At 45.2% G+C, this 17,668-nt stretch carries 16 protein-coding genes; 11 read left to right on the top strand and 5 right to left on the bottom strand.

The window, feature by feature from the left end:
* Positions 1-249: 249 nt before the first annotated feature.
* Together ACXHJ2_RS11660 and ACXHJ2_RS11655 are read left to right on the top strand one after the other, a co-directional pair.
* Entirely contained in the window at positions 250-2,151 is a 1,902-nt protein-coding gene (locus tag ACXHJ2_RS11660) for a serine hydrolase domain-containing protein (protein ID WP_165083674.1), read from the top strand.
* A 101-nt stretch (positions 2,152-2,252) separates the two neighbouring features.
* A complete protein-coding gene (locus ACXHJ2_RS11655; protein ID WP_165083673.1) occupies positions 2,253-5,288 on the top strand; it encodes a chitinase N-terminal domain-containing protein in 3,036 nt (1,011 codons plus the stop codon).
* Positions 5,289-5,530: 242 nt separating this feature from the next.
* On the opposite strand, the gene ACXHJ2_RS11650 is transcribed toward ACXHJ2_RS11655, so the two are convergent.
* Positions 5,531-5,878, bottom strand: coding sequence for a hypothetical protein (locus tag ACXHJ2_RS11650; RefSeq protein ID WP_013371003.1), 348 nt, complete (start codon positions 5,876-5,878; stop codon positions 5,531-5,533).
* Positions 5,879-6,247: 369 nt separating this feature from the next.
* Between ACXHJ2_RS11650 and greA the strand changes: the two genes are divergently transcribed.
* Entirely contained in the window at positions 6,248-6,727 is a 480-nt protein-coding gene (greA, locus tag ACXHJ2_RS11645; RefSeq protein ID WP_013371005.1) for a transcription elongation factor GreA, read from the top strand.
* 128 nt (positions 6,728-6,855) lie between these two features.
* Here the strand turns inward: greA and ACXHJ2_RS11640 are convergent, their stop codons facing one another.
* Positions 6,856-7,395 (bottom strand): transcription repressor NadR, encoded by a 540-nt coding sequence (locus ACXHJ2_RS11640; RefSeq protein ID WP_013371006.1) that lies wholly within the window; start codon positions 7,393-7,395, stop codon positions 6,856-6,858.
* Positions 7,392-8,546 (bottom strand): IscS subfamily cysteine desulfurase, encoded by a 1,155-nt coding sequence (locus tag ACXHJ2_RS11635; protein WP_165083672.1) that lies wholly within the window; start codon positions 8,544-8,546, stop codon positions 7,392-7,394. The genes ACXHJ2_RS11640 and ACXHJ2_RS11635 overlap by 4 nt, the downstream gene beginning before the upstream one ends.
* A 166-nt stretch (positions 8,547-8,712) precedes the next feature.
* On the opposite strand from ACXHJ2_RS11635, the gene nadA reads away from it, so the two are divergent.
* The 5 genes from nadA to ACXHJ2_RS11610 all read left to right on the top strand — a co-directional run bounded on the left by nadA (position 8,713) and on the right by ACXHJ2_RS11610 (position 12,814).
* On the top strand, positions 8,713-9,819 hold the full coding sequence (gene nadA / locus ACXHJ2_RS11630; protein WP_165083671.1) for a quinolinate synthase NadA: 1,107 nt from the start codon (positions 8,713-8,715) through the stop codon (positions 9,817-9,819).
* Between the two features lie 123 nt (positions 9,820-9,942).
* Positions 9,943-10,263: a hypothetical protein gene (locus ACXHJ2_RS11625; protein ID WP_165083670.1), complete on the top strand. Its 321-nt coding sequence runs from the start codon at positions 9,943-9,945 to the stop codon at positions 10,261-10,263.
* Positions 10,229-11,062 (top strand): membrane protein insertase YidC, encoded by an 834-nt coding sequence (gene yidC / locus ACXHJ2_RS11620; RefSeq protein ID WP_165083669.1) that lies wholly within the window; start codon positions 10,229-10,231, stop codon positions 11,060-11,062. The genes ACXHJ2_RS11625 and yidC overlap by 35 nt, the downstream gene beginning before the upstream one ends.
* A gap of 195 nt (positions 11,063-11,257) precedes the next feature.
* Positions 11,258-12,034, top strand: coding sequence for a GNAT family N-acetyltransferase (locus ACXHJ2_RS11615; protein ID WP_165083668.1), 777 nt, complete (start codon positions 11,258-11,260; stop codon positions 12,032-12,034).
* 108 nt (positions 12,035-12,142) lie between these two features.
* Positions 12,143-12,814: a phosphatase PAP2 family protein gene (locus ACXHJ2_RS11610; protein WP_165083667.1), complete on the top strand. Its 672-nt coding sequence runs from the start codon at positions 12,143-12,145 to the stop codon at positions 12,812-12,814.
* Positions 12,815-12,903: 89 nt separating this feature from the next.
* On the opposite strand, the gene ACXHJ2_RS11605 is transcribed toward ACXHJ2_RS11610, so the two are convergent.
* A complete protein-coding gene (locus ACXHJ2_RS11605) occupies positions 12,904-13,503 on the bottom strand; it encodes an undecaprenyl-diphosphatase (RefSeq protein WP_165083666.1) in 600 nt (199 codons plus the stop codon).
* A gap of 147 nt (positions 13,504-13,650) precedes the next feature.
* Here ACXHJ2_RS11605 and ACXHJ2_RS11600 point away from each other — a divergent pair, with 147 nt between their 5' ends.
* Positions 13,651-14,364, top strand: coding sequence for a response regulator transcription factor (locus ACXHJ2_RS11600; RefSeq protein WP_165083665.1), 714 nt, complete (start codon positions 13,651-13,653; stop codon positions 14,362-14,364).
* Complete coding sequence (locus ACXHJ2_RS11595; RefSeq protein WP_165083664.1) at positions 14,361-15,737, top strand: sensor histidine kinase; 1,377 nt, start codon at positions 14,361-14,363, stop codon at positions 15,735-15,737. The genes ACXHJ2_RS11600 and ACXHJ2_RS11595 overlap by 4 nt, the downstream gene beginning before the upstream one ends.
* Before the next feature lie 81 nt (positions 15,738-15,818).
* On the opposite strand, the gene ACXHJ2_RS11590 is transcribed toward ACXHJ2_RS11595, so the two are convergent.
* Positions 15,819-16,292, bottom strand: coding sequence for a C40 family peptidase (locus ACXHJ2_RS11590; protein WP_058711074.1), 474 nt, complete (start codon positions 16,290-16,292; stop codon positions 15,819-15,821).
* Positions 16,293-16,645: 353 nt separating this feature from the next.
* On the opposite strand from ACXHJ2_RS11590, the gene ACXHJ2_RS11585 reads away from it, so the two are divergent.
* Complete coding sequence (locus ACXHJ2_RS11585; RefSeq protein ID WP_058711075.1) at positions 16,646-17,662, top strand: glycosyltransferase family 4 protein; 1,017 nt, start codon at positions 16,646-16,648, stop codon at positions 17,660-17,662.
* Positions 17,663-17,668: the final 6 nt, after the last annotated feature.

The raw sequence follows: 17,668 nt of genomic DNA, 5'->3' as shown, positions 1-17,668 counted from the left end.
AATGATTAGAAGTTATCACCAATTTTAATCTGTAACCCATGAATCCTGATCGAACAAGTAAGAAGCCTTCCACTTACGCGATTCGATCAGGATTCGCTTTATCATGTGCACTCCCACGATGGGAAGTGCGATGATTTCATAGCGCCATGCTGATGGCTTCCATGCGGAGTATAAAGATCTGCTCGCTATGCAATCACCGCACGGTTCAAATTATTAAATCAAACTCATACGTAAGGAGAGTATTTGAATATGAAGAATAGAGGCTTTTACTACCTATCCGCATTTTTAGCAGCGTTGTATCTCTGGAATCTACTCATTGCTTCGGCATGGGCAGCAGATAGTATAACACCTAGTTCAGTGGAAAAAGCAGTGGACGACATCATGAGTACACAATTGGAAAAATTGCATACTCCGGGCGCTGCGGTCGTTGTGACCCAGGAAGACCACATTCTTTTTAGTAAAGGCTATGGATATGCAGACCTGGAGCAGAAAGTGGCATTCGACCCAGCGAAGACTATTGTTCGTGTCGGCTCTCTAACCAAATCATTTAGCGCAAGCGCCGCAATGCAACTGGTCGAGCAAAACAAACTTGATTTGAATGAAGACGTAAACCGCTATCTCCACAGCTATAAAGCTTCGCAATACCAAAATCATCCTTTTAATCTACATCAGCTTCTGACACATACTGCGGGATTAGATGAAGCGATATACGACATCAACAGCTTGACTCGGGCAGGTGTTTTACCTACAGAGCAGTATCTCAGCACGTATTTTCAAAAGCAACCCCCTATCCGCAAACCTGGAATTCGGTATGAATACAGTAATGTTGCCTTTGGTCTGATCGGTAACATTGTGGAGCAAGTAAGCGGTCAGGGACTGAATGATTACCTTAGCACACATCTGTTCCGGCCGATGAATATGCCGAGTGCGACATTGAAATTGCCACTAAATAATCCGGCACTGGCCCAATCCTATCAGTGGAAGCGTGAAGCGTATCTAAAACAGCCTTTTTCGTATATCAATCTGCCGGGAGCAGGAGCGTTGAACGTCACACCCAACGAATTTTCCCATTATCTGATCACTCATTTGAATCAAGGCAAGTATAAGGGTAAAGCGGTGCTCCAGTCACAAACGGTAAAAGCGATGCATGCACAGCAATTTGCAGCTGATGCTCGTCTTGATGGCATAGGTTACGGATTTTTCCGCGGTCAACTGGAGACGGGAGTGCACATGCTGTGGGCTACCGGGAAGATTGATGGTTTTATTTCCAAAATGGTACTGGTTCCCTCCCAAAAGATCGGTATTTTTGTAATCAGCAACTCAGCGGATACGGACATCCTGCTTCATGGAAAAGTCATCAATGCGATCGCCCAAATACTGCCCGCCGAGCCGCAGGCCGCTTCTCAGTCACCGGTTCGTTCTGTCAAGGAAATAAAGCTTTTACCAGAAATCGAGGGTGTATATCAGCTGAATTTGAATCCTATTCATGGGTGGGGAAAATGGCTTCGGATGCTGGGAAGTGTTAAATACACCGTTCGAATTCAAGATGATCATACGTTAATTGTTAAAGGGAAATTTCCGGATCAAAATGAAGCATCAGACAAAGTTTTTCAAGCAGCAGGTGATGGACTGTTTGTGGAGAAAGGAGGACAGCTTAAAATATTACTGTATCAGGAAAACAGTACATGGATGATGATTGCCCCGGATAGTGAGACCATGAAGCAGACGACATTTATGCATCGTACCTGGACGCTGCTTGTCAGCTACGCCGCATCCTCTTTATTTTTCATCACAACCCTGCTGATATGGATGATAAGGTATGTGCTTAGAGCTATCCGTAAAACGAATAATCACATTTCATCCAATCTGGCATACATCGCGTTACTAAATACGATTTTTCTCGGGGTACAGGTCGTCTATGCTAACAATCAGATGGTCTATGGCTATTCCGCCTGGTTTATCTGGGGAATTTGCACGCTGCCGCTTCTTTCAGCACTTCTTGCCGTGTGGGTATTGATTGTGAATGGCGCAAAGCTGATTACAGGGGAAAAAAGAACTCGGGCTGCCGGGAAAATTGTATTTGCGGTACTCACATTGCTGCATACAGCCTATCTTTATTATTGGAATTTCCTTCCCTTTCATTATTCCTAAAGATTTACAAAATAACGCATGTCCGCACATAAATGAATGCTAACATTTATATTTAGTGCCCCTCTGAGAGGGGCCTTAAACCAATTAACAGGAGGAATAGAATGGGAATCTTTCGTCGTTTTACATCCCGTAGCTTCAAATACGCAACAGCTATGGTTTTCACTTTATCGTTGTACGCTGGTGTTGTAGGCGGCATACAACCGGCACGTGCAGAAGGTCCGGCAGACCCTGCCCCTTTCATTGCAGCCAAAGTGGTCAATGAAAACGCTGGTAAAAAAGTATTGTTCGATAATACACATGGACAGACAGCCGGCGCAGCAGATTGGGTGATTGATGGTGGATTCTCAGATTTCGGACAAGCCCTTGCAAACAATGGCTACGATGTTCATGAACTTCGCCAATCTACACCTATTACTTATAATGATTTAAAGAATTATGATGTATTTGTGACAGCAGAGCCCAATATCCCTTTTAAACAAAGCGAACAGGCCGCAATGGAACAGTATGTTAAAGCAGGCAATAGCATTTTTTTCATTGGAGATCATTATAACGCCGACCGCAACAAGAATCGCTGGGACGGGTCGGAAAGTATCAATGGGTACCGTCGAGGTGCATGGGAAGACCCTGCGAAGGGAATGAGTGAGGAAGAAAAAAGCTCGACAGCGATGCAGGGCGTGGTTAGCTCAGATTGGCTGGGCAGCCAGTTTGGTATACGCTTTCGCTATAATGCATTAGGCGATATCACGGCTAATCAGATTGTTGAGCCTGCGCAGGCGTTCGGCATTACAGCAGGAGTGAGTAATGTGGCGATGCACGCAGGATCTACATTGGCGATTATTGACCCGACCAAAGCCAAGGGGATCGTATATCTCCCTAAAACCAATCAGGCTTGGGGGAATGCAGTAGATCAGGGCGTTTATAACGGTGGCGGTATAGCGGAAGGACCTTATGCTGCTGTAGCAAAAGTAGGTCTAGGCAAAGCTGCCTTCATTGGGGATTCATCTCCTGTTGAAGATGCAACGCCAAAATATTTGCGTGAAGAGACAGGAACCAAGAAGACAACGTATGACGGATTTAAGGAGCAGGATGACGCCGTGTTACTGGTCAATATGGTAGACTGGTTGTCCAAGAAAGAGGAGTATACCAGCCTGTCGGATGTAAAGAACTTACATCTTGATCAGCCGACGGAATTGCTGTCTTTTGAAGATCCTCAGGCTTCCACGGAACCGCAAGCAGAGCCTTGGTCCGCTCCTGCAGCCGGCTACAAATGGTGGGATCAACGGACGTTCAAGGCCGGCTCCTATGGCGGATCTACAGCCAGCGCGCAGCCTGTGTACAGCATCGTTCGTCAGGAACAGCTGCCGAATGCACAGCCTTTTCAAATTCGCATTGTTGCCGACCAACTGGCTCCCAATAACACGATTAGCGGATTCAGCGCAGGTATTTATGTAGCGGGCGGCAACCAAGTAGCCCAGATTCAGAATCCGGATGGAAGCTGGCCGACCTCTTACGGTTATAGTGGAACATTTAGTCTGGAATCCGACAGCAAGGGGCATGCCTATAGAGACCTAACGGTGCGGATCAAGCCGGGAACCAGTGGTTCGGCTAATCTTAGGCTGAGACAAAACGGCAGCAACCCGCTGACCCAATCCGTCGTGTTGGCTGATGTCCCGGCTCAGCCTTTGCCTGAGGATGGCAACACGATTCCAGCTCGTATCAGTGTCGCAGAAGCACGGACTCTTTCGGCTGGCAAAGTTGTGACCTTGGAGGGTGTTGTGACGACAGAACCAGGGGCTTTTGGCGGTCAAGCCTTTTACATGCAGGATGAAAGTGGCGGCATTTATGTATATCAAAACCAAAGCGGCTTTCACCCAGGTGATCGAGTAAAGATTACAGCAAGTTTGGCACTGTACAATAGTGAAGTGGAGTTGACCGATCCAGTGGCTATTGAAAAAACGGGAGAAGGACAACTTCCGCAAGCTGTGCAGGTCACTGAACTCAACGATGCGAACCAAGGACAGCTGGTTGAGCTTCCTACTGCTATTATTCGTAATGTGATGGATGCAACCCCTGTAGGTTCGTTTGAATTTGATGCAGTCGCGGGCGAGGTTAGCCATCATGTGCGAATTGATGCACGCACAGGCTTAACACGGACATCTTTTCCGTATCAAGAAGGACAGCAAGTGAAGCCGAAGGGAATTTCGGCGATTTTTAAAGGGAATTATCAGTTAAAGCCGCGCGGGTTAGATGACTTTTCAGCTCAGACAGACGCAACTTTGCAGGAAGTAGAACTTTCACTGGATCAAACAACATTTAACGTTGGCGATACAGCAGCCACACATCTCAAGGGTACGCTGACAGATGGCAGCCAAGCTGATTTAAGTAATGCCTCTGTTCAGTATAGCAGCAGTCATGAATCCGTTGCACTGGATACGTATGGAGAACTTCGGGCCCTAAAAGAGGGGAGCGCCGAGATTACAGCCAGCGTCACCTTGGACGGTAAAACGGTCGTATCCAATCCTGTAACCGTTAGAGTCGAGAAAACCGCTGCAGGTGAGGTGCCGGGTAAACCGGTGCTGTCTCATGATAACGGTCAGGACACCGGACTGAAGGATGGAGACTACAACATCACCATGAATCTGTGGTGGGGCACGAATGGTGATGAGCTCAAGTTGTATGAAAATGATAAGCTGATCGAAACCCAATCATTGCAAGCAGCTTCCCCTGGAGCACAGCATGCAGTCATTTCCATTACAGGCAAGAGCAATGGAACCTACACGTATACTGCCGAACTGATTAACGCTTCCGGTAAAACGGTCAGCGACCCGTTAACTGTCGAAGTGACCGATGCTTCTCCTGGCATTCCGGTGTTGTCTCATAATAATTGGGATGGTGACGGCGACTATACCCTGACAATGAACATGTGGTGGGGCACGAATGCTACCCAATACAACCTGTATGAAAATGGAAAGCTGATCGACACGCAGGATCTGCCGAGCCAAAGCCCGCAGGCTCAAAGTGCTGCGACCAATATCCAAAATCAAAAGCCGGGTACATATGAGTATCGGGCCGAGTTAGTCAATGCTGCCGGAGAGGTTTCCAGTCAAACCATAAGTGTAGAAGTAAAGGAACGTTAAATCGAAATGATGGGCTGTTAAAAAGAAGAGCATCTATTGACCTCGCGAGAGTCTATAGATGTTTTTTTTTTCGGGAATTATCATTTTAGGATTGGGTTGGCGAAGCGGAAAGTCCCTCTATATCTGAGGAGCCATAGAAGATCATGGCAACTAGAATCACAATGATGATAACCTCTGCAAAATATTCTCCATCAAACTCACTCACCACAAATATCTCCTTTCGCCACCTCTTAAGTATTTATTTATTTATTTATTTTCTGTGAAAAGGCTTGTATTACCTGATCCAACGTCATATTGCCGTTATCATTTAAAAATTTCACCATATTATCGACATTAGTAGGGGCAGATGCTAATGTTTTGTATTTTCCTGTGAGTCCTAAAAATAAAGTTGCTTGTCTGTATAAAGTCACGGAATCGACGTTTAGTTTTCCTGTTAGTAGGAGGGCTGCGACTAGGACCTCCACATTTTTTCCTTGAAGTGCTGAAAAGATAGCCGAATTACTGTTTAATCCATTTTTCTTTTGACCGTTAGGGGGGGATTTGGATTTGCGATTCCCGTTCCCGTTGCCATTCTTTCCTAAGGAAGCCATTGAATCTTCCTCCCGCCATACACTGCTTCTGCCTGGTTTTCATGAAATTTGGGACAAGGGCAGTGGCACTGCACGTGCTCATTAAAATACGTTATGATCATACGATATGCGAGCAAGAAAGCTTTGGTTACCATATGAATCACTGTGGCCGAAGGTAGCTGACTGCTAAATTCCTGAATTTCTTTTCGCATGTTGGTCCAATTTAGAGTAAACTACAATAAAGAAAGCTAAATGAGCATTTTGCATCAATTCCAGGAGCTTTATCCAATCAGCAATAGATGGACCCTAACGGTTTAGCTCGTATATATTGCACCTTCGAGTATTGAACTTGAATTATGCAAAGTGCTGAAATAGGAGTTGAATAAGACCATGTCGAACGAAGAAGTATTGTTAACTAAAGAGGGATTAGCCAAGCTGGAGGAAGAGCTTAAGGAACTGAAGACGGTAAAACGCAAGGAGCTAGCCGAACGCCTCAAGTTGGCCATTAGCTATGGAGATCTGAAGGAAAATAGTGAATATCACTCAGCCAAGGACGATCAGGCGTTTATGGAAACACGGATCATGGTCTTGGAAAAAATGTTGACCAAAGCTCGGATAGTGGATGAAAGTAATCTGGACCTTAAAACGGTCAGTATCGGATCTACTGTTATTCTGAATGACATCGAATTTTCGGAGAAGGTGGAATACAAAGTTGTAAGTCCTGCCGAGGCAGATGTTCTGGACAACAAAATTTCCTATGAGAGTCCTTTAGGTAAGGCACTTTTGGGGAAAGAAGTGGGCAGTATCATTCATGTCGATGCACCCATGGCTGTAATCAAATATGAGCTGCTAGAAATTAAGCTCACTTAGTCCATTCCCGATTCCCTTTATAAGGGGGCCGGGATTTTTCATTCTTGCTATTTACATACCATCCCTGCGGAGTGCATTTGCACTCCACAAACTGGACAGGATTTTCATTGCTTTGTATCGTATTAAGATTAATCTGTCATCAGGAAGCCGGCTTGCTCCAGTGCAGCACAGGCATCATTAATTTTATTTTCATCCGAGGCATGCAAGGTATGCAGGTGAATGCCTCCGGTCAGCTGGGACAAATAAGTGGCTTGGGTGGAGCTGATCTTACGTATAAAATCGTCCACTTCTTTGCGAGTTCCGACCCGTATTGGAGCAGTCAGGTCTCCATATACTGGATGTTCAACTATAACATCCTGCACACTGACACCGTAGTCCACAATCAGTTTTAATTCTTCTTCTGTTTGTTCAGGGCGGTGATTACACACAATAATACGAGAGGCTAAGGGAGCGACTTGAGCCGTAGGCTCCATATAAATGTATCCTTGACTCGTTGCAAGGATAGGCTCTTGGCTTGCTTTTAACAGGGAAATATCCTGCACAATTACTTGTCTGGAAACGGAGGACCTGCGTGCCAGCTCGCTCCCGGTCAGCGGTGATTCGCTTTTGAGCCACAATAGCAGCTGTTCGCGGCGATCCGTACCCGACCGTTTTGAAGATTCAGTCAACGGGATAAGCTCCTTTCTTGTCGATGCGTCAGGTCTGTCAAAATATCTACCAGTACATTCAATTCCTCGATGGTGGTTGTCCTGCCGAAAGAAATACGGATAAATTGTAAGGCTTCACGGCCGGATGCTCCAAGGGCTTGTATGGCAGGGGAAGGATCGTGATGTCCGGCGGCACATGCGCTTCCGGTAGATATACAGACACCGCTGCGATTACACTCCAGCATAACATATTGTCCCTCGTAACCGTGAAAAAAACATCCTACAATATGATGCAGCACCGCTTTTTTTTCGCTTTCCTCTACGACCCAACGTAATGGAATCGATCTTTCCTGAATTTTCGTAATAAAGTATCTTCGCAGGGTAGCATACCGCTCCTGATGCATCTCCATCTGTTCGGTCATCATTTCTGCCGCTGCGACAAAGGCTGCAATCCCTGGAACATTAATCGTTCCAGGACGAAATCCGTTTTCATGCAGTGTATCAGGATATACCGGACGCCATGGGGTTCCGGGTTTGAGATATGCAGCACCGACACCTTTGGGGCCATACACTTTATGGCTTGATATAGAGAGTGCATCCACTCCCATGGCTTCTACATCTATGTGAACATTCCCAAATGTTTGTACCGCATCACTATGCAGCATAATACCGCGTTCGTGGAGCAGGGGAGACAAGGCAGCAAGATCCTGAATCAGCCCTGTTTCCGAATTGGCGTGTTGTACAGATACAAGCCCGGTATTGTCTCTAAGGTGGGGGATAAGAACTTCACGGGTTATTCTTCCTTCCCGATCCGGTTGTACAATGGTCAGCTCATAGCCCTGATGTTCTAGAAAAGTAGCAAGATTATACATCGAGTGATGTTCCAAAGCGCTCATAATCCAATGCTTTTTGTGGGGCGGCAACCCGTTCAGGATCGATTGCACGACCAACATATTGGATTCTGTGCCCCCTGTTGTAAAATAGATGCCTTCCTTATACCCGCCAATCATATTTGCCATTCGTTGCCTGCTGTAATCTAGTGTGTAGGCTGCTTGACCGCCTGCATCATGGAGACTGCTGGCATTTCCGAACATTTCCTTATTCATTACGGTATATATATGCAAAGCTTCGTCACACATGGGTGTGGAAGCGGCAAAGTCCAGGTAAATCATAGCAAACCCTCCCCACTTAAAAATAATTCCATTCCAAAAACCCTTGAGATTATTGTAGGCATGTGTAAATATAAGTGTCAAGACACATGTAAATATGTTTGTACACATAGCGGTTATCTATTCGTGAGCGAGGGACAGTCAGCCGCAACGATATGGAGGGAATCTAATGTCTATGCTAGACGTTTTACAAGGAAATCGTGGACTTATGCCAGAGCATTATAAAACACTGACGGTTGCTGACATGGAGCAACGTGTAGCTGAGCTGAAACAAAAATGGGGCTCAAAGCTGCTCATTCCGGGCCATCACTATCAGAAAGACGAGGTTATCCAATTTGCTGATATCACAGGAGATTCGCTACAGCTCGCTCAAATGGCGGCACAAAATCAGGAAGCGGAGTTTATTGTGTTTTGCGGGGTTCATTTTATGGCGGAGACAGCGGATATGCTGACTACCGACCAGCAAACCGTCGTTCTGCCGGATATGCGCGCAGGCTGCTCGATGGCAGATATGGCGAATATGGAGCAGACGGAACGAGCGTGGAAGCATTTGCAGGAGTTGGTAGGTGATACGATCATTCCGTTAACGTATGTAAATTCCACAGCAGAGATCAAAGCCTTTGTAGGGCGGCATGGCGGGGCTACCGTGACTTCTTCGAATGCCAAGCAGGTGCTGGCCTGGGCGCTGAAACAAAAGGAACGTATTTTATTTTTGCCGGATCAGCATTTGGGACGCAATACAGCCCATGATCTTGGAATTCCGCTGGATGAAATGGCTGTATGGAATCCTATGACCGATCAGTTGGAGACTGAACGAAAACCCGAAACCGTGAAAATCATTTTATGGAAAGGGCACTGTTCAGTTCATGAAAAATTTACGGTAGATCACATTCGCAACGTCCGTGAACGCGATAAGAATATCCGGGTCATCGTTCACCCCGAATGCTCTTATGAGGTTGTACAGCTCGCAGATTGTGCTGGCTCCACCAAATTCATCATCGATACGATCCGTGCGGCAGAGCCGGGGACCCAATGGGCCGTTGGCACAGAGATGAATCTCGTGCAACGGATTAGACAGCAGCACCCTGAACAGCAGATTGAATCGCTCAATCCCGATATGTGTCCTTGTCTGACCATGAACCGGATCGATCTTCCGCATTTGCTGTGGGCAATGGAACAGATTGATCGGGGAGAGCCTGTGGGGGTCATTCGTGTGGATGCTCAGATCAGACAGGACGCTGTACAGGCACTGAATCGTATGCTTGCTATACGTTAAGTTTTTACCGTTACGTGAGCGTACTTTCTTGTTTGTGATTCAACCTCTATCTCTAATTAAAGATTAGTCGGTTGTCCAGTTTCGTGCTATAATTGTAGCAACATACCGAAGGAGGTGAATCCCTTGTTTGAGCTTCAGGACCTACTCCCCTATTTGCTTACGATCGGCTTGCTGTGCACTGTGACTTATACGTATCTTGCTCATTTGCATGGCAGTGTAGCTGAATGCTGGGTCGAAGGCGGGCCCGTTCGCTCTCATGCTTCTCCGCTGATGCCGATATCTGCCCGCGGACAGGACATGCCTGTACGGCTAGCACGTCACATTCGGCGGAAAGAAGCGCCAGATGAAGATGCATCCGATTGTTCCCCCTTGTTGAGTGCTGGCACAGTCAATCAACGAGGAGGAACATATGAAACGATTCAAGGGATTCACTTTTTGGGGTAAACAAGAACGGATATTGGGTTTAATCGTAGCGTTGGCGGTGGTCATGCTGCTGTCTGGTTGTGGTGCGAATGCTGCGGAGATTAATGCACAGACACCTGGTTTTTTTAATCATTACGTGGTGTTCCCACTTTCTTGGCTCATTCAGCATTTGGCGCAATGGTTTGGTGGAAGCTTTGGGCTGGCGATCATGACTTTGACATTCATTGTCCGTCTGGCCTTACTACCGCTAATGATGCGTCAAACGCGTGCCCAGCAGGGGATGAAGCGCAAGATGAGCGCTATGCAACCCGACTTGGACCGAATTAAGAAGAAGTATGAGAATAAGAAAGACGCCACCAGTCAGCAAAGTATGCAGCAGGAAATGATGTCACTATACAAAGAACATCAATTCAATCCACTCAATATCGGTTGTCTGCCTATTCTCATTCAGCTACCGATTTTAAGCGGGATGTATACTGCCATCCGACTCACGCCGGAGCTGGCGTCTCACTCCTTCTTATGGTTCCGGCTCGGACAGCCGGACTGGATTCTGGCAATTGTCGTTGCAGTTGTATACTTGGCACAGGCCAAGCTTTCTCAGCTACAGATGACGGCTGACCAGCGTAAGCAATTTGCTATCATGGGTTATCTTTCACCGATTATGATGGCGGTCTTCTCCTTCAACGCTCCTGCGGCTATGCCTTTATATTGGACCGTAAGCGGCACCTTTTTGTTGCTTCAATCGTTGTGGTTCCGCAAACGCTATCCAATCCAGGAAGCAGAGATCAAGATTAAGCTTGGTGAAGTCACGCCAACCTAATAAGAAGATGCTATTTGCTTGACATAGAATTGCGTTTGCAGTGTTTCAGGTGTAATGACAGGATACTATTCGAGCCTATAAGGCTTAAATAGTGTCCTTTTTTTGTAGCTTTTTTCACTATTATTTTGCTTGCGGCTTTGTAATCATTATGAAATCCTTATATCATAAATATTCTTAAAAGTTAGGAGAGACTATATGGAAAATTCAACAACAACCACTGAATGGTATGAAAATCAAATAAGAGAAGACGGCTGTTTTTGCATGAGAAGCATGCAAAAAGCACCGGGATATGTACAAAAGCTGAATTGGACAGAAAAAGAATTCACTCAAGGTTTGACTTACATACAATTAAGAAAAGACAATAAACCAGTAGGATTCATTGAGTATGCATTGGGTGAACAAGCATGGAGAGCTGTTCATGCGGATGGATATCTAGTAATTCATTGCATCTGGATCGCTGTAACTGGTTTGGGGCTAGGCTCACAGCTTATTCAACGCTGCATTCAAGATGCTATTACGTTGGGGAAGAAGGGAGTGGCAGTTGTTACCAACATAGATACCTCCTGGGCACCAGGTCCCGAGATTTTTCTGAAAAACGAATTTCGGCATGTGGAGGATGCTCCATATTCTTTTCAGTTGTATGTTTACAAGCTTAATCAAGAGCATTCAGACCCTTATTTTCCTGATAATTGGGTTTTACGTCTGGATCGTTTTAGTGAGGGCTTAACCATTTTACGAACTCATCAATGCCCTTATCTGGAAATAGCCATGCACAATGTGATTGAAGCAGCTGAGACTGTGGGGATACAACCTGAAATCATTGATATACGAGATCGTTCACAATTGATGGAACTGTCCCCGACCCCATATGGCGTATTTCATGTGATCTGTAATGGAGAATTGATTTCATATCACAGGATGACTCCTCGTTCTTTTGCCAAAAAGCTAACCATGCTTTATTCTAAAAGCTAATCTTTTCATGAAATGATACAAGAAAAGTGGGTAAAGTAAATACATAGACGATACGAATGCTACATTTTGCTTGATCAGGGGATGAAGATTATGGAGGGCCTTTAAAAAATGAAGCAACTACCTACAAAGCTGCCAATTTCCGTGGCTCTGCTCACATGTATAGTATGTGCCCTCGGTTTTGGCTTAATTGCACTATGGGTCAGCGACCATCAAGTACGGCATTTTGACCACAAGATCATTACAGCTATTGGGCAACTGGAGTCGCCTGCCATGACACGTCTTATGAAATGTTTCACTATGATCGGCAGCGGGATTCCAGTAGTGATTATCATTTTAATTGCCATGTTCGTGCTATATAGCGTATTAGGACACCGCCGAGAATTGTTTTTTTTAGCGGTTGCTGTGCTGGGATCGGTGCTGCTGAATATGGTGTTAAAAATGCTATTTCAGCGTGCGAGACCTGAAATTAACCGTATTATTGAAGCGAATGGATACAGCTTTCCCAGCGGACATTCTATGACTGCTTTTAGTATGTATGCGGCGCTAACGTTTTTATTGTGGAAGCACGTTCCTTCCAAAAGGGGGCGTATCCTTCTTGTTGTGCTCAGTAGCCTGCTAATCCTAACGATCGGGGCAAGCCGTATTTATTTGGGCGTACATTATCCAAGTGATGTTGTGGGTGGCTATTTCATGAGTGGGTGCTGGATGGCAGCTTGCATTTGGTTCTACCAACGTTATGAAGAACGAATGCTATCCCTTCGTACCAAATCGACTGCATAATGAGCCGCATAGATGATGAGCTTAAAAAAGCAGACGCATTAGCGTCTGCTTTTTATTTGGACTGAAGAAGTGGATTCGGTCATCTTAGTTCACGTTTGTGATCTAGGCTTAAGTCCCAGCTTCTGCTCCCATTTTTCATACAAAATAATAGCCGCCTGCATAAAGATGCCTGGAAACTTCCGACTGCGAATGAATTTATGAATACCAACTGCGCAACCTGCCCCAATAAGTGCGCCTGCCAAAATATCTGAAGGATAATGCACCCCGGTCCATACGCGGGATATTGCAATAAGCACAGCCAAGATAACCCACAGAACACGATATTTTTGATGATGAAGCCATAGAATTGCAGCCAGAGCAAAAGCTCCAAGTGCATGATTACTCGGAAATGAAGCATTGGGATCATGGTGAATAAGCTGAATGACAGAATGTCCAACAAAAGGCCGGTCTCTGTAAAACAAATGTCCAAGCCCCCAACTGATCATAAAACCGATACAAACCGTTATAACGGCTTCTAAAACCATTATCCGATGCGGAATTTTAAAGGTGAACCAGTATATCAGTAAGGCCACTCCGAATAAATACGGTGCATATTGCGCCAAGAAGCGCATGGTTCCATTCAAAAAGGCGAGGTGATCAGCCAGTTCATTGATCCAGTGAAACAAAGCAAAGTCTACATTAATTAACATGAATAAATTACTCCTTAACCTCAAAAAATTGAATTACAAAGTTATATTATAGAGCGACTATACGGATAAAAGCTTAAAATCAAATAAAAAATGAATGTTATGTGCATTGCTTATTAGTTTTTTCTATAGAAAATAGGTGGTTTTGCGATGGATAAGTCGGTGCTGGTTATTGATGATGAAGAGAAGATATCCAGATTGCTTCAGTTGGAGTTATCCCATGAAGGATATGTGGTTGAAATCGCACAAACGGGAAGGGAAGGGTTGGAAAAAGCATTAGCCCATACATGGGATATTATTATCCTGGATGTGATGCTGCCGGAGATAAACGGAGTTGAGGTGCTGAAGCAGATTCGAAAAGTGGACCATCATACCCCGATAATTATGGTCACTGCACGTAACACGACTCCTGACAAGGTCTCAGGTCTGGATGAAGGAGCTAATGATTACATTACAAAGCCTTTTGAAATTGAGGAGTTATTAGCGCGGATGCGGGCTAGTATGAGGAATCAATTGGAGCCGGCAGCTACCGCTCCACCAAAAGAGGACAAGCAGCAATCCAGACTTCAAGTCGATAGCCTGGTGTTGGAACCCAAGACGCGATCTGTGGTGAGGGAAGGAAAACGTATCGAACTTACGCCCAAAGAATTTGATCTGCTTCTTTATCTGATGGAGCACAAAAATCAGGTATTGCATCGAGAGCAAATGATTCAGGACGTGTGGGGGTTTGATTTTGTTGGTGATACGAATGTAGTAGATGTTTATATCCGATATGTTCGCAAAAAAATTGATCATGGATACAAAAAGAAACTGATTAAAACCGTGCGCGGCGTTGGGTACTGTATCCGGGAGGAAGACCATTGAAGCTGCGAACTAAAATTACCCTGCTTAGTTCTATTTTAGTGATGACGATTCTTCTGTTTGTGGATGTCACGGTTCATCTATTATTTGTAAAAATCGCTACTCGCAATGAAAGAGAAGTGCTACAAAATAAGTGGACTGAGATTATTTCCGAAACAGGACCTACGATGATTCTGAAAAATGCATGGGAGGCCAAACTGAAAGATGAACTTTCGGGGGATACCATTCTGAGGGTATTTGATCAGCAATCTCGCCTTCTGTATGAAGTAAGCCGTCAGTCGCGCTTTAAGCTAGACGATATACGTTTTAACCTTTCTCAGAGCTCTCAACTGACGGATCTACAGAATCATAAAATTCTGATCATTCACCTTCCGGTGCTTTCCCCAGAAGGTAGTCAAAAGGGGACACTGGAGATTGTAGAAAAATGGGATGCGCTAGAAAACAATCTCGATATCTTAAATACAATTCTTATCACGTCGACTGTAGGAGCTATGTTGCTCAGTCTGGTGGGTAGCACGATTTTGGCGAATGCGATATTGCTGCCAATTTCCAGTAGTATTCAAACAATGCAGGAAATCGAAAGAAGCTTGAAATTCAAAAAAATTCCTGTCGGCAGTCACAATCAAGATGAATTGTCCCAAATGACCGCAACTTTTAACCTAATGGTGGAGAGATTGGAAGAAAGCTTTCAGAGCCAGCAGCAGTTTGTTTCCGATGCCTCACATGAGCTGAATACGACATTGATGATTATTGAGGGCTATGCCAACATGTTGCGGCGGTGGGGTACGCGTGACGAGGACATACGTAAGGAATCGATTGAATCGATCTATGAAGAAACTCAGCGAATGCGTACGATGACGCAGCAATTACTGACATTGGCCTCCTCACAGCAGCAAGCCCCCGAACCGTATGAGCCGGTAGAGCTGGTTGGTTGTTGTCAACAGGTAGTAGCACATCTCAAGCCTGTACATGAACGTCAAATTTCTATTTTTACAGAAGAAAAGGAAATTTGGCTGGATGCTAATCTTGCAAAAATCAAGCAGTTACTAGTCATCCTGCTGGATAATGCCTTAAAGTATAGCTCGGATGAAATCGAAATATGGATATCTACAGATGAAAAAGATGTCCACCTTCGGGTTAAGGATTACGGAATTGGCATTCCTGAGGGCGAGATCAAGCGTGTCTTTGAACGATTTTATCGGGTAGACAGCTCCAGACATCGTAAAACCGGAGGAACCGGACTGGGGTTGCCGATTGCCAAGACAATAACAGATGCTCACCAGGGTACGATACGCATGGAAAGCGTAGAAGGAGAAGGGACGGAGGTCATCGTTACGCTGCCTCAAAAACAACAGAAAAGGCTGTCCCTCCAGTAGACATCTCTACTCAGAGGAACAGCCTTTTTAATGTTAATTGTAAGTTAAGCATTCGGTGGATGGGAATCATCCAAAATGATCCTAAAGGACACGACGTGCTGTTGTGTAATGGGAGTTCCACCATCCCGAATTCAGTTTTGTAACCGTTACGCCACCTTTACCATACGTGTGCAGTATTTTCCCGTCTCCCATGTAAATGGCTACATGATGAATTGGGGCATAGAAAAAGACCAAATCGCCTTTTTTAAGCTGACTACGCGGTACATAAGTGCCTACAGTTGACTGCTGTTTGGACGAACGTGGAAGCTTGATTCCATTTTGTGCAAAAACATACTGAGTGAACGAAGAGCAATCAAAAGAGCTTGTACTGCCTGCTGGAGCTCCATGTTCATAACGGACGCCCATATACTGGGATCCTTTTGAAATAATCCGATCAGCTTTACTTGTCGAAGCGGCATGAGTGGTGTCTGGTCCAACGACGAAGCTCCCAGCGCTCAGTGCCAAAGTCATCGTAAAGCAAATACCCATCCACAATTTTTTAGAAGTACGTTTCATATATAATTTCCTCCGTTATTCGTATTGTGTTGATGTCCTGAAATGACAATAACACAAATAAAATATCCGGAATTTACCACTCGTGGTTACAATCCTGTTACCCCAACGTTTTGCCCTGCTTTATTAGAAAACGATGAGAATTTTCTCCTTAACTTTGACTTGACAAATTTAATAAGCCCCCCTTATGGCTAGGCTCGTATGACAAAAAGCGACTTGCAGACGATTGGCACAAGCAATCATGCAAAACATACATACCTATATACTACAATTTATAACCTGTACGGGAGTATGCTCAGATTCCCGTTGACATCGTAAAGATTACACCGTATCTCCGGTCAGGAAGGGGAATTCATATGGCTTCAAGGCAGAGTAAAGCACTCAAAAACCGACCTTTAACCATTGTGCAGGTCATATCCAACTATCCCGATGCACAGCCTGTACCCTCCATCAAGGGCGGAACGGAAAAGGTTGTGCATGAATTAACAGAGGAATTAGTGAGACGAGGGCATCATGTATCTCTTTTTGCCGCCCGTGGGAGCAGGAGCAGCGCGCGATTGATTACTTATCCCAAGGGTTTGAAACATAGTCAGATCCCCCAATATGTACTTCGGCATATGCCTTCCGGTACACATATCATTCATGACCATACCTTTCGTTCTGCGGTGGCGCGTAGGAAGCTGCCTTGCTCATCATTGTGTACCGTTCATCTACCAGTGAAGAGGCACGGTAAAAACCCCGTATATGTCAGTAAAAGAGCACGCCAACTGATGGGCGGGGGCAAAGGATTTTATATTTATAACGGCATCAACACCCATGAATACGAGTTCAGCAGTGAGAAGCGCGGCTACTTGCTGTTTATGGGCAGAATCATACCGGATAAAGGTGTACTGCAGGCCATTCAGGTTGCAGAGCGAACAGGAAAAAGACTGCTTATTGCGGGTCCTATCAAAGCCCCTGTATTTTTTCGCCGAGAGATTCAAAAGCGAATTCAGCGCAATCCGAATATACGCTATGTGGGACCAGTTGGGGGTGATCGGAAACAGAAGCTGCTGAAACATGCAGAGTGTCTGTTGTTTCCATCACTGTGGGAAGAGCCGTTCGGACTCGTAATGGTAGAGGCCATGGCTTGTGGAACACCGGTGCTGGCACTAAAAAATGGCTCCGTTCCCGAGGTGCTATCAGGCTTTCCACAGTTGATTTGCAAATCAGTTGGCCAAATGGCACGTAAGGCACAGCAAAAAAATTACCCGTCACCCGCGCAGCTTCGATTGTATGTTAACCAAAGATTTACCAACAAACAGATGACCAGCAACTATTTGAGACTATACCGTGAAATCATCCGTCGGCGAGAACAGAAGAGAGGACACTGAAAGCCT

It is taken from the genome of Paenibacillus sp. ALE3 (genome assembly GCF_054113405.1).
Note: the sequence above shows the minus strand (reverse complement) of the source record. Positions and strands in the feature narration are given on the sequence as shown.